This is a genomic window from Mesorhizobium sp. L48C026A00, assembly GCF_000502375.1.
Lineage (GTDB): Bacteria > Pseudomonadota > Alphaproteobacteria > Rhizobiales > Rhizobiaceae > Mesorhizobium > Mesorhizobium muleiense.
Map to the genome: position 1 here is coordinate 263,810 of NZ_AYWU01000003.1, position 12,795 is coordinate 276,604.

At 61.3% G+C, this 12,795-nt stretch carries 7 protein-coding genes and 1 pseudogene; 6 read left to right on the plus strand and 2 right to left on the minus strand.

Going from position 1 to position 12,795, the window contains the following annotated elements; translation table 11 throughout:
- Positions 1 to 261: 261 nt before the first annotated feature.
- From X738_RS50800 to X738_RS50815, 4 genes are all read left to right on the plus strand, one after another.
- A complete protein-coding gene (locus X738_RS50800) occupies positions 262 to 2,211 on the plus strand; it encodes a PrkA family serine protein kinase (protein ID WP_023797794.1) in 1,950 nt (649 codons plus the stop codon).
- Positions 2,212 to 2,230: 19 nt separating this feature from the next.
- Complete coding sequence (locus X738_RS50805; protein ID WP_023797795.1) at positions 2,231 to 3,541, plus strand: YeaH/YhbH family protein; 1,311 nt, start codon at positions 2,231 to 2,233, stop codon at positions 3,539 to 3,541.
- A gap of 9 nt (positions 3,542 to 3,550) precedes the next feature.
- Positions 3,551 to 5,173, plus strand: a complete 1,623-nt coding sequence (locus X738_RS50810; RefSeq protein ID WP_023797796.1) for a SpoVR family protein — start codon at positions 3,551 to 3,553, stop codon at positions 5,171 to 5,173.
- A 548-nt stretch (positions 5,174 to 5,721) separates the two neighbouring features.
- The gene (locus tag X738_RS50815) at positions 5,722 to 6,312 is read left to right on the plus strand and encodes a DUF1772 domain-containing protein (protein WP_245277597.1); all 591 of its coding nucleotides are present in this window, start codon (positions 5,722 to 5,724) and stop codon (positions 6,310 to 6,312) included.
- A gap of 21 nt (positions 6,313 to 6,333) precedes the next feature.
- Here X738_RS50815 and X738_RS50820 read toward each other — a convergent pair whose 3' ends face one another.
- Positions 6,334 to 6,540, minus strand: coding sequence for a hypothetical protein (locus tag X738_RS50820; RefSeq protein ID WP_023797798.1), 207 nt, complete (start codon positions 6,538 to 6,540; stop codon positions 6,334 to 6,336).
- Between the two features lie 226 nt (positions 6,541 to 6,766).
- Positions 6,767 to 8,761, minus strand: a complete 1,995-nt coding sequence (locus X738_RS50825; RefSeq protein ID WP_023797799.1) for a protein-L-isoaspartate(D-aspartate) O-methyltransferase — start codon at positions 8,759 to 8,761, stop codon at positions 6,767 to 6,769.
- A gap of 260 nt (positions 8,762 to 9,021) precedes the next feature.
- Between X738_RS50825 and X738_RS50830 the strand changes: the two are divergent.
- Positions 9,022 to 11,530: pseudogene (locus X738_RS50830) on the plus strand (phosphoketolase family protein).
- A complete protein-coding gene (locus X738_RS50835; protein WP_023797802.1) occupies positions 11,530 to 12,702 on the plus strand; it encodes an acetate/propionate family kinase in 1,173 nt (390 codons plus the stop codon). Before X738_RS50830 ends, X738_RS50835 begins: the two are co-directional and overlap by 1 nt.
- Positions 12,703 to 12,795: the final 93 nt, after the last annotated feature.

Here is a 12,795-nt window from a genome sequence, read left to right on the forward strand (position 1 = left end):
CGGGCGGTTTATTCCCTCAGAAAGGCAACTTGTACCCAGCGGGCTGTTGCGCTCGGCAAGCGCTGGTGGAAGAATGGACTTCCCTCGGAAACGTTCCATTGTGCGAGCCATTCGCTGGCTGACTTCCAGGCGTTCACGATATCTGTCTGGACCCCTAACATCCGGTCGCGGACGCACTACGTGTAATAGGGAACCACAAAGGCTTTCCGACAGTTGAGTGAACAGGCGACAGCAACCAGACCGGCCGGGGCGAGGAATACCATGCGCGAGAACCACTCCGACGTCTTCGATCTGTTTTCGGAGATTTACACCAATGCGGCGCAGGAGGAGATAAGCATCCAGCAATATCTCCTTGCCTGCCGCGAGGATAAATCGATGTATGCTTCGGCGCCCGAGCGGATGGTCGAGGCGATCGGCGAGCCCACCCTGATCGACACCAGCATGGATGAGCGGCTCGGCCGCATTTTCTCGAACAGGACAATCAAGGTCTATCCCACCTTCGCCGAGTTCTATGGCATGGAGGACACGATCGAGCGCATAGCCGGCTATTTCCGCTATGCCTCTCAGGGGCTCGAGGAGCGCAAGCAGATTCTCTATCTGCTTGGCCCTGTCGGCGGCGGCAAGTCCTCGCTCGCCGAACGGCTGAAGAAGCTGATGGAGGAGCGTCCGATCTATACGCTGAAGGTCGGCGGCCAGATCAGTCCGGTTTTCGAATCGCCGCTCGGGCTTTTCAATCCTGACCGCATGGGCGACCTTTTGGAGGACAAATACGGCATCGCGCGGCGCCGGCTGAACGGTCTTATTTCGCCATGGGCGGCCAAGCGCCTCGACGAACTGTCCGGCGACATCTCCAAGTTCAGCGTCGTCAAGCTGATGCCTTCGCGGCTACGCCAGATCGGCATCTCCAAGACCGAGCCAGGCGATGAGAACAACCAGGACGTTTCGGCCCTGGTCGGCAAGGTCGACATAAGACAGCTCGAGCATTTCAGCCAATCCGATCCGGACGCCTATTCCTACAGCGGCGGCCTGAACCGGACCACGCAGGGGCTGCTCGAGTTCGTCGAGATGTTCAAAGCGCCGATCAAGGTCCTGCATCCGTTGCTGACCGCTACCCAGGAAGGCAGCTACAACGGTACGGAAAACTTCGGATCTTTCCCGTATCAGGGCATCGTCGTAGCCCACTCCAACGAATCGGAATGGCTGCAGTTCAAGAACAACAAGAACAACGAGGCATTCCTCGACCGTATCCTGGTGGTCAAGGTGCCGTATTGCCTGCGGGTCACCGAAGAAAGGCAGATCTACGAAAAGCTGCTGCGCGAAAGCGAATTGGCCTCCAGTTCCTGTGCACCGGAGGTTCTCGACATTCTCAGCCGGTTCACCGTCTCGACCCGTCTGGCCGAGCATGACAATTCGCCGCTCTACACCAAGATGCGCGTGTATGACGGCGAGAACCTCAAGGACATAGATCCCAAGGCGAAGTCGGTTCAGGAATACCGCGATGCCGCCGGGGTCGATGAAGGCATGACCGGCGTCAGCACGCGCTTTGCCTTCAAGATCCTGTCGCAGACCTTCAACTACGACACCAAGGAAGTGGCCGCCGATCCCGTGCACCTGATGTACATTCTGGAGGAGGCGATCAAGCGCGAGCAGTTCCCCAAGGAAACGGAAGCCGCCTATCTCGACTTCATAAAGTCGGAACTGGCCACGCGCTATGCCGAGTTCATCGGCCATGAAATTCAGAAGGCCTATCTGGAGTCCTACAGCGAATACGGCCAAAACCTGTTCGACCGCTACATCGCCTATGCCGATGCCTGGATCGAGGACCAGGACTACAAAGACCCCGATACCGGCCAGATCCTCAATCGCGAGGTGCTGGACAACGAACTGTCGCAAGTCGAAAAGCCGGCCGGCATTGCCAACCCCAAGGACTTCCGCAACGAGGTCGTGAAGTTCACGTTGCGCGCAAGGGCGAGGAACCATGGCCGCAACCCGTCGTGGACGAGCTATGAAAAGCTGCGCGAAGTCATCGAGAAGCGGATGTTCGGCCAGGTCGAGGATCTGCTCCCGGTGATCAGCTTCGGCTCCAAGCAGGACAGCGTAACGGAGAAGCGGCATACCGAGTTCGTGCATCGGATGGTCGGACGCGGTTACACCGAACGCCAGGTCCGCCGGCTGGTGGACTGGTACATGCGGGTGAACAAGGCGGGCTGAGTCCGGCCGGGATGGTTCCATGCCGATCTTTGTCGATCGCCGACTGAACCCAAAGGACAAGAGCCTCGGCAACCGCCAGCGCTTCCTGAAGCGTGCGCGCGAAGAGCTGAAGCGAAGCATCCGGGATCGGATCCGTACCGGCAAGATCGCCGATGTCGACAGCGAGCACACCGTCTCGATGCCGGCGAGGGGCACAGCAGAGCCGAGCTTCAGCGATGCCAAGGACAGCGGCCGGCGACAGCACATCCTGCCGGGCAACAAGCATTTCGCCCCTGGCGACCGGGTTCCCAAGCCCGGCCAGGGCGGCGGCGGCTCGTCTCCCGGCAAAACGGTCTCGGAGGACGATTTTCGTTTCGTGCTCTCGCGCGAGGAGGTGCTCGACCTCTTTTTCGAGGATCTCGAACTTCCCGACATGGTCAAGCTCAACCTCAAGGAGATACTATCCTTCAAACCGCGCCGCGCCGGGTTCGCTGCGACCGGTTCGCCGACCAACATCAATGTCGGGCGCACGATGCGAAACAGCCATGGTCGCCGGATTGCGCTAAGGCGCCCCAAGCAGGAGGAACTCGATGCGATTGCGGAGCAACTCGCAATCCTGGAGGCCGAGCCGCAGAGCGCGGCGCCGGCACGCCAGCGCATTGCAGCGTTGCGGGAGGAGCTTGAGCGACTTGAGCGCCGCCGCAAGCGGATCGCCTATGTCGATCCCGTCGACATCCGCTTCAACCGTTTCGACGCCCAGCCCGTGCCGAATGCCAATGCGGTCATGTTCTGTCTCATGGACGTATCCGGCTCGATGGGCGAACGCGAGAAGGATCTGGCCAAGCGCTTCTTCGTGCTGCTGCACCTGTTCCTGAAACGGCGCTACGACCGCACCGAAATCGTCTTCATCCGCCATACGCACGAGGCGCAGGAGGTGGACGAGGAAACCTTCTTCTACAATACGCAAAGCGGCGGCACGGTTGTTTCCACGGCACTCGAGGAAATGCACCGCATCATCGCGCAACGCTATCCCAGCAACGAGTGGAACATCTATGCCGCCCAGGCGTCGGACGGCGACAATTTCGTCACCGATTCCGAGCGCTGCATCGGCTTGATGGACGGCCAGGTCATGCGCCTGTGCCAGTATTTCGCCTATGTCGAGATCATCGACGAACGTGAGAGCCATATTTTCGGCACCACCGACAATGGGACCTCGCTCTGGCGCGCCTACAGCGTTGTCAACCAGCGATGGCCGAATTTCCAGATGAGCCGTATCGCCAACGCAGCCGACATCTATCCGGTCTTTCGCCAGCTCTTTGCCAGGCAGCCGGTCCTGCAGAAAAGCGCTTGAGGGGAGCCGATGGCGAACCAGACCAGCACGTCGGGCCAGACCAGCAAGTCGGGCCAAACCAGCAAATCAGGCCCAACCAGCAAACCAGGCCAAACCAGCAGATCAGGTTTGCTCTTTTCGGGGTCCGACTGGGATTTCAAGACACTGTCGCGCGCCTACGACGCGATCGAGGCGATCGCGATCGAAGAGCTTCACCTCGACATCTATCCGGTGCAGATGGAGATCATCTCGTCCCAGCAGATGCTCGACGCCTATTCCTCGGTCGGCATGCCGCTGATGTATCGCCACTGGTCCTTCGGCAAGCATTTCCTCTACCAGGAATTGCTCTATCGCAAAGGCGGGCGGGGGCTCGCCTATGAGCTGGTGATCAATTCCAATCCTTGCATCGTCTACCTGATGGAGGAAAACACAATGGCCCTGCAGGCCCTGGTGACAGCTCATGCAGCGCTTGGCCATAATCATTTTTTCAAGAACAATCATCTGTTCCGGCAATGGACGGACGCCAGCGCGATCCTGAGCTATCTGGACTTTGCCAAGGGTTACATTGCCCGTTGCGAGGAGCGGCACGGCGTTGCCGCGGTGGAGGCGATCCTCGATGCGGCCCACGCGCTGATGGAACAGGGGGTCTTCAGATATCGCCGGCCGCCGAAGCTGTCGTCGGAGCGGCAGCGTGTAGGCGTTCGTGAGCGCCTGGAGTACGAAGAGCGTTCTTACAACGATCTGTGGCGCACGCTGCCGCCTTCGAAGGGCGGAGACAATGTTGGGGCAAAGGATTCCAACATCGCGGAGCGAAAGAAAACGCTCAAGCTGCCCGAGGAGAACCTGCTTTACTTCCTGGAAAAAAACAGCTTGGTCCTGGAGCCCTGGCAGCGTGAAATCGTCAGGATCGTCCGCGTCGTCGCGCAATACTTTTATCCGCAGCGGCAAACACAGGTGATGAACGAAGGCTGCGCCACCTTCGTGCACTACACGCTGATGAACATGCTGTTCGATCGTGGCCTGATCAGCGAAGGCGCGATGCTGGAAATCCTGCGCAACCATTCGAACGTGATCTTTCAGCCAGGCTTCGACGACCCGCGGTTTTCCGGTATCAATCCTTATGCGTTGGGCCTCGACATGATGCAGGACATCCAGCGCATAGCGACCGAGCCGACCGCCGAGGATCGTGACTGGTTCCCCGATGTCGCCGGCAACGGCAATTGGCGCGAAACCCTGCTCGACGCGTGGGCGAACCATCGCGACGAATCTTTCATCCGCCAGTATCTGAGCCCCGCCCTGATGCGGAAATGGCGGTTCTTTGTCCTCGCCGACGCCGCCAGCGAGCCGCATTACGAAGTCGCGTCGATACACAATGAGCGTGGCTACGAAAAGATACGCGCCGGGCTCGCCCAGAGCTACGACATCGGCGCGAGCCGGCCGGATATCCAGGTTGTGGATGTCGATCTGCTCGGCGACCGGCAGTTGCGACTGGAGCACAAGGTGAAGAACGGCATCATGCTGGAGGAGGCCGGTCGCGACGCGACGCTGCGCCATATCCGGACCCTGTGGGGCTATGAGGTCAGCCTGGCGGCGATCGATGCGCAAACCGGCGCGACGCTCAACGAACGTTCGACCAGCCAAATCGGGGAATGACCAAAACCGGAATGACCGGCGACGGCGTCGTTCTACAGCCGGGTTTTTACTCCTGGGTCCAATGCTCCGGGTCCAATGCCCTGGCCGTGGGACCCGGGAAGGTCGGTTCCGTGGGGATCTCCGGTGGTATATCGGGAGGAATTTCGACGGGCTGCCTTTCGGGGCTGGGAACGGGATCAGGCGAAGGCGGAGGAACGCCCGGAGGCTCACCAGGCGGAGTCTCCGGCGGAGCAGGCGGCCGGGCCGGCTCAGGATTGGGATTATCCGGTATCGGCACGGGATTGTTCGGGTCTGGATCAGGATCGGTCATCGGAGACTCCCCGAAGCTTGCTTCACATCTCCTCGGCGCCAATGTGTTTCCACTCAACAGCTCCGGCGCCAATGAATAGCTCGTTCTCGCTGTCGACCCCGGCCTAGACGTGGGTCGTTCACAGCGGCATGTGTCTCCTTCCGTTTCCTCGGAGGAGGATCATTTAGGGTGACAACCATCGCGCCGAACGATGGTTCCATGGCTTGGCGGTGGGGCTCAATGCCGGCGGCGTTGAATAATGGAGCGGCGGCTCCACCTTCGTCGCCTTTACCGTGTCGGCGAGCACGCTATGTACGCCGCGTATTGCCAAGACGGTTCAGGGAGGAACAGCATGCGCGCGTTCATGATTGTCACCCTTCTTCTGGTCGCAATCGCAATGGCGCTGTCGCTCGCACACGCGATGGAGTTGCCCGGCAAGTTGCGCCTCAAGGAGGCCACCTACAAATCTGTGCAGGAGATCTACTATCCCGGCTTCACGATCGGCGGGTTTGCCGAGATCGGCGGCATCATTGCACTCGCCATCCTGCTTTACCTCACGCCCTATCCAGGCGGTCGATTCTGGTGGACTTTGGCGGCCCTTGTCTTCCTGGTGGCGGAACATGCGACCTATTGGCTGGTAACACATCCCGTCAACAATTTCTGGGTGCAGGACGTCGCAGTGTCGAAACCAGCCGCGACGTTTTTTTCAATGCTCCGCCGGAAGCAAAGCGGCGACTGGAAAGACTTGCGCGATGTTTGGGAAGCCTCGCACGTCGCCAAGGCAGGCCTGGCGATGCTGAGCCTGATCTCGATTGCTGTCGCCGCGACATTTTATGCTGGGAGTGAATAGCGCGTGGGATGCGCAGCGACGCTACTTGTTCGTCCGCATCTTTTGCCTTGGATTGATCCCGCCAAGGGCGTTCGTGTCGTTCTCGACATCGCCCTCGATGGTGTTTTCGCCTTCGAGCAAGAGTTCGTCGCCTTCCTTGATCGTGCCCTTGGAGCTGCCGATGCCGGGATTGTTCCTCAGATCGGCATCGCTCGGCTTTTTCCACTTTGGATGTTTGGTTCCGCTCATGGCACAACTCCTTCGAAAAGGGTCCTGTTCTAGAAACAGCAGGGCGCGATGAATGTTCCGCCGAAACTCACCTTGATGGGGCCTTGTCCGCGAGGCGGCTAAAGCGCGTCGCATTTGGCCGGCCTCACGCGACGCGCTTTAGATTGTTGTTTTATGCATGTCGTTATCGCAAAACCACTGCGCACCCTCGGGTCAGGCCCGAGGGCATGCTTTTGCGCGACATGCATTAGAGCCCGAACGGATAGGTGTCGGGAACGCCGGTTCCGACATGCTCCGGCCCAAGCGGCGTCACCGCGACGGTTTCGTCAAACCAGACGAACGCGTCAAACTGCTGGGCAAGAGAGGCATTCGCGTAATGGCTGCGCAGTTCGGTTTCCGGCCGATAGATCACGCCGATGAAGCGCTCCAGCCGACGCTCCAGAAGCCGCTCGCGCAACGTATCGTCGCGCTTGATGTCGAGCAGGAAACGCGAGACGCCGCTATCATGGCAAAGCCGCTCGTAGCTATCGCTATGGGAAGGCCGCACCCGCTTGATCTCCATCTCGCTGTCCCAGTCGGAGGCCGCGGCGACTGTCCCGGAATGCGTGCTGAGCCCGATCAAGGCTGCCTCGTCGCCGAAGCGCTGACGGCAGAGCTGGCCGATGTTCACTTCGTCCCTGACAATCCCCATTTCGGTGTAGCGGGCATCGCCGATATGGGAGTTATGCGCCCACACGACCGCCTTGGCGTTCGGCCCGCGAGCTTCCAGCAGATGCTCGAGCGTCTCGAACATATGGGTGTCGCGTAAATTCCAGGACTGCGCGCCGCCATAATACATGATCCGGTAATAGCGTTCCGCGGAAGCGATCAGCCGGGCATTCTGGGTGGCATCCATGAAATCGACGCCGTCCTGCTGGCCATAGTCGAGCTGCCTGGCAAGGAGCTCGCGGCATTGTTCAAGTACGGCCTGCTCGCATTTCTTGTAACCCGAAGTGAGCGCGACACGGCCGTAGGTGGATGGTTCATGCTGCCAAGGCGTCAGGCAGCCATAGCGTTCACGCGCGATCTTTGCTGCCTGCGGATCGACCCGATCGAGATATTGCAGAACCGCGGCGATCGATCCGCTCATATTGTAGATGTCGAGGCCATAGAACCCGGCTAGCCGGGACGATAGCCTGATGCGCTCGTTGTGATGTCGCATCCAGTCGACGAACGCCGCAACGTCGGTGTTGCGCCACATCCAGGTGGGAAACCGCTGGAACGGCGGATCGGCGTTGGCGCGTGGCGGCCGATGGCGGACGTAGCGGTCGATCGCCGCTGCATCAGGCCAGTCGGCCTCGACAGCGACAATGGTGAAGCCGTGCTTCTCGATGAGCCTGCGGGTGATCGCGGCGCGGGCCCGGTAGAACTCCGACGTGCCGTGGCTCGCTTCACCGAGCAGGACGACGCGCCGGTCGCCAAACCGATCGAACAATTCGCCGAACGCCGGATCGTCGAAATCCGGCAGCGGTTCGGCCGCCGCCGCGATCATCTCCGGCAGGCTGCGCGTGCGTGCGCGTCCGGACGGGCGATCATTCGCGATACGGTTGCCGTTCTCGGGCCAGCCCTGCTCGCCAATGAGCGGGACAAACCGCACGCCGCCGAAATCCTCCTCGCTGTAAGTTGCAGCGCCGGTTCGGGTGACCTTGAGAAGGCGCTGATCATGCGGATCGTCGCCGACCGGGATGACGAGCCTGCCACCGACGTCGAGCTGTTCCTGAAGCGCGAGCGGCGCACCGGGTCCGCCGGCGGCGACCAGAATGGCGTCGAAGGGCGCTGCGTCGGGCCAGCCTTTGGTGCCATCGCCGGTGCGGACTTCGATATTGTCGTAGCCAAGCTCTTGGAACCGCTGTCTCGCCGTTTCGGCCAACCCGGCGTGGCGCTCGATCGTGTAGACGCGTTCGACGATCCGGCTCATCACGGCAGCCGCGTAGCCCGAACCGGTGCCAACCTCGAGGACATGGTCGCCCGTTCCGATTTCCGCCATCTCGATCATCAAGGCGACGATGTAGGGCTGCGATATCGTCTGACCCTCGGCGATCGGCAACGGCCCGTCCTCGTAGGCGAATTCTTCAAAGCCGGGAGCGACGAAAGCCTCGCGCGGAACCTCGCGCATCGCTTCCAGCACTTCGCGGTCATGGATGCCACGGCGGCTGAGATGGACTTCGACCATTCGGTTGCGTGCGTGGGAAAGATCGAGCATCTTTTTGCTCCTCTTGCGAGCAGACAGCCCCCGATTGTCCCCTAATCGTGCCCGACGGCTCATCGGGTATGCGCTCGGCCTCGGCAACTCATGGCCGGCGGCTAGTCTCCTTAACCATTGGCGAGCTTTCAGGTTCCTGCAAAAGAGCGATTGGCGGGCACAAATGGCGGCTCCAGCCGAACTTATTTCCGTGAAAATCCTTTCTCCAGAGCGATGTCACTCCAGATATCGACGGGCGAACGCATTCTGGAGAATTTTCGATGAACGACGAGGCTCAGAAAGCTGCGACCACAACCGGCCGTTATCAGGTCGATCTCATGGACCGCTATTGGCGGGCCGCGAACTACATTTCGGTTGGCCAGATCTATCTGATGGACAATCCGCTGCTGCGCGAGCCGCTGAAAGCCGAACACGTCAAGCCGCGGCTGCTTGGCCATTGGGGCACGACGCCTGGCCTCAACTTCATCTACGTCCACCTGAACCGCGTCATCCGTCAACGCGGTCTCGACGTTCTGTTTATCTGCGGCCCAGGTCATGGCGGCCCGGCGATGGTCGCAAACACCTGGCTCGAGGGCAGCTACAGCGAAATCTATCCCGAAATCGGCCAGGGCGAAGACGGCCTGAGGAAACTTTTTCGGCAATTCTCCTTCCCCGGAGGAGTGCCGAGCCACGCTGCTCCGGAAACGCCCGGCTCGATCCATGAAGGCGGAGAACTGGGATATGCGCTGGTCCATGCTTTCGGCGCGGCCTTCGACAATCCCGATCTGGTGGTCGCCTGCGTCGTCGGCGACGGCGAAGCGGAAACCGGTCCGCTCGCGGCGGCATGGCACTCCAACAAGTTCCTCAACCCGGCATCCGACGGCGCTGTCCTGCCGATCCTGCATCTCAACGGCTACAAGATCGCCAACCCGACGATCCTTGCCCGCATGGATGACGTGGAATTGCGCGCCCTGTTCGCCGGCTATGGCTACGAACCTTTTTTCGTCGAAGGTCACGAGCCGGCTCGCATGCATCGGTTGATGGCCACCAAGCTGGACACCGTGCTCGACAGAATCCGCTCGATCCAGGAGCGCGCCCGTACGCCGTTCTGGCAAGGAGAGCGTCCGCTGTGGCCGATGATCGTGCTGCGCAGCCCGAAGGGGTGGACCGGCCCGAAGGAGGTCGATGGCGAGAAGGTCGAGGATTTCTGGCGCTCGCATCAAGTGCCGGTGTCGAACGCCCGCAACAATGCGGGACACCGCAAGATCCTCGAAGACTGGATGCGGAGCTACGAACCGGAAAAGCTGTTCGACGACAGCGGGCATCTTCTTCCAGAGCTGGCGGCGCTTGCGCCAACCGGATCCAAGCGCATGGGCGCAACCCCCTATGCCAACGGCGGACTGCTGAAGCGCGACCTCGTGCTTCCCGATTGGAAAAACCTGGCGCTCGATGTGCCGCGTCCGGGTGGCGCCAAGGCCGAGGCGACGCGGGTTCTCGGGGGCTATCTTCGCGACGTCATGAGCCTGAATGCGCAGGCCGGGAATTTCCGGCTGATGGGGCCGGACGAGACATCCTCCAACCGGCTTGACGAGGTATTCGAGGTTACCGACCGGGTCTGGATGCAGCGGATAGAGCCCTATGACGTAAAACTCTCCCGGGACGGCCGCGTCATGGAAGTGCTCAGCGAGCATCTCTGCCAGGGATGGCTGGAGGGCTATCTGCTGACCGGCCGCCATGGCCTGTTCTCCTGTTACGAGGCGTTCATCCACATCGTCGATTCCATGGTCAACCAGCATGCGAAATGGCTGAAGACATCCCGCGAACTTGCCTGGCGCGAGCCGATCGCTTCCCTCAATTACCTGCTGACCTCGCATGTCTGGCGGCAGGATCACAACGGCTTCAGCCACCAGGATCCGGGCTTTGCCGATTTCGTCGCCAACAAGAAGGCCGACACGGTCAGGCTCTATTTCCCGCCGGATGCCAACACGCTGCTGTGGATCACCGACCATTGCCTGAGAACCTATAACCGCATCAACGTCATCACCGCCGGCAAGCAGCCGGCGCCGCAATTTCTGTCTGTCGAAGCCGCGGAAGTGCATTGCAGGGCGGGGGCGGGGATCTGGGAGTGGGCCGGGACGGTTGCCAAGGGCGAGGATCCGGATGTGGTCATGGCCTGCGCCGGCGACGTGCCGACACTGGAGACGCTCGCGGCCGCCGACATTCTGCGTTCGGCGCTTCCCGACCTGAAGGTACGCGTCGTCAACGTGGTCGACCTGATGACGCTGCAGTCGAATTCAGAGCATCCGCATGGCCTGGCTGACGAGGATTTCGACGCGCTGTTCCATCGAGAGATTGTCGCGGTCNGTCGACCTGATGACGCTGCAGTCGAATTCAGAGCATCCGCATGGCCTGGCTGACGAGGATTTCGACGCGCTGTTCACGAAGGCCAGGCCGGTCATCTTCGCCTATCACGGCTATCCCTATCTCATCCACCGCCTGACCTACCGGCGCGCCAACCATGACAACATGCACGTGCACGGCTTTCGCGAGGAAGGCACCACGACGACGCCGTTCGACATGGTCGTGCTCAATGAGCTCGACCGCTACCACCTGGCGCTCGCGGCGGTCGAACGCGTGCCTGGGCTCGCCGAACGGGCGAAAGACCTTGCCGCCGAACTTCACGGGAAGCTTGCCGAACACAAGGCTTACGTCCGCGAGCATGGCGAAGACATGCCCGAGATCCAGGAGTGGAACTGGCCCGAGAACAGCGCGACGAAGGCTGGCGATTGATGCGACAGGCAATTCTTGCACTGAACGCCGGCTCCTCCAGCATCAAGTTCGGACTATACGATCTTGAGCCGTCCGCCGACCTGCAACTTGTCTCGCGTGGCACGCTGGATCTGGGCGATGCGCCGAGGCTCAGCGCGAAAGCGGCCGACGGAACAGCGCAATGTGATCGGCGGCTTGCCGGAGACGCACGCGATACGGGCATCGGCGATTTGCTCCGCTGGATCGAGAGCGAACTTGGCGGCAGGAAACTGGTCTGCGCCGGTCACCGCATCGTGCATGGCGGGCGCGAGTTCGTCGAACCCGTCCGCCTGACGCCGGTCGTGATCGAGGCCCTGGACAGGCTGACACCGCTTGCGCCGCTGCACCAGCCCCGCAGTCTCGCGCCGATCCGCACACTTGCGGCGCTGCGGCCGGATCTGCCGCAGGTCGGCTGCTTCGACACCGCCTTCCATCAGGCGATCGATCCGATCGTCAGCCGCTTCGCGCTGCCGCGCAAATACGATGCGGACGGAATCCGCCGCTACGGGTTTCATGGTCTTTCCTACGAGTACATCGCCGGGCGGCTCAAGGCGATATCGCCGGCGCTTGCAGCGAAGCGGACGATCGTCGCCCATCTCGGCAACGGGGCGAGCCTGTGCGCCATGCGCGACGGGAGAAGCTTCGACACGACGATGGGCTTTTCCGCGCTCGACGGGCTGGTCATGGGCACGCGTTGCGGCGCCATCGATCCGGGCGTGCTTTTGTACCTCGTCCTGGAACGAGGCATCGCCGGAGAGGCTCTGCAGCATATGCTCTATGAGCAATCCGGGCTGCTTGGAATATCCGGCATCTCGGGCGACATGCGCACGCTGGAAGCGAGCGACGACCCCCACGCCCGCGAAGCTGTAGAGCTTTTTGCCTTCAGGGCGGCACGGGAAGCTGCCGCGCTCGCCAACACGCTGGGCGGCCTCGAATGCCTGGTGTTCACCGCCGGCATCGGCGAGCGCTCGGCGCCGGTCCGCAAGGCAATATGCGAAAGGCTTGATTGGCTTGGCGTGGCGATCGACGAGCCATCCAATGCCGCCCATGCCGGGATCATAAGCCGACCTGACAGCAAGGTCGAAATACGCGTCGTCGCGACCGACGAGGAGAGCATCATTGCCCGCCACGCGCGGGTGCGAGGGGATGCTTGATAACGCAGTCAGCGGCGCGTTTTCGGGGCAAGGAACCCTGCGCGTCCGCGACCGTTTCCCCTATCTGATGACCATGGGGGATGATTACCAAAG

Coding starts and splice junctions, on each gene's coding strand:
- X738_RS50800 (WP_023797794.1), top strand. CDS start 262: ATGCGCGAGAACCACTCCGACGTCTTCGATCTGTTTTCGGAGATTTAC.
- X738_RS50815 (WP_245277597.1), top strand. CDS start 5,722: ATGGAGCGGCGGCTCCACCTTCGTCGCCTTTACCGTGTCGGCGAGCAC.
- X738_RS50820 (WP_023797798.1), bottom strand. CDS start 6,540: ATGAGCGGAACCAAACATCCAAAGTGGAAAAAGCCGAGCGATGCCGAT.
- X738_RS50825 (WP_023797799.1), bottom strand. CDS start 8,761: ATGCTCGATCTTTCCCACGCACGCAACCGAATGGTCGAAGTCCATCTC.
- X738_RS50835 (WP_023797802.1), top strand. CDS start 11,530: ATGCGACAGGCAATTCTTGCACTGAACGCCGGCTCCTCCAGCATCAAG.
- X738_RS50810 (WP_023797796.1), top strand. CDS start 3,551: ATGGCGAACCAGACCAGCACGTCGGGCCAGACCAGCAAGTCGGGCCAA.
- X738_RS50805 (WP_023797795.1), top strand. CDS start 2,231: ATGCCGATCTTTGTCGATCGCCGACTGAACCCAAAGGACAAGAGCCTC.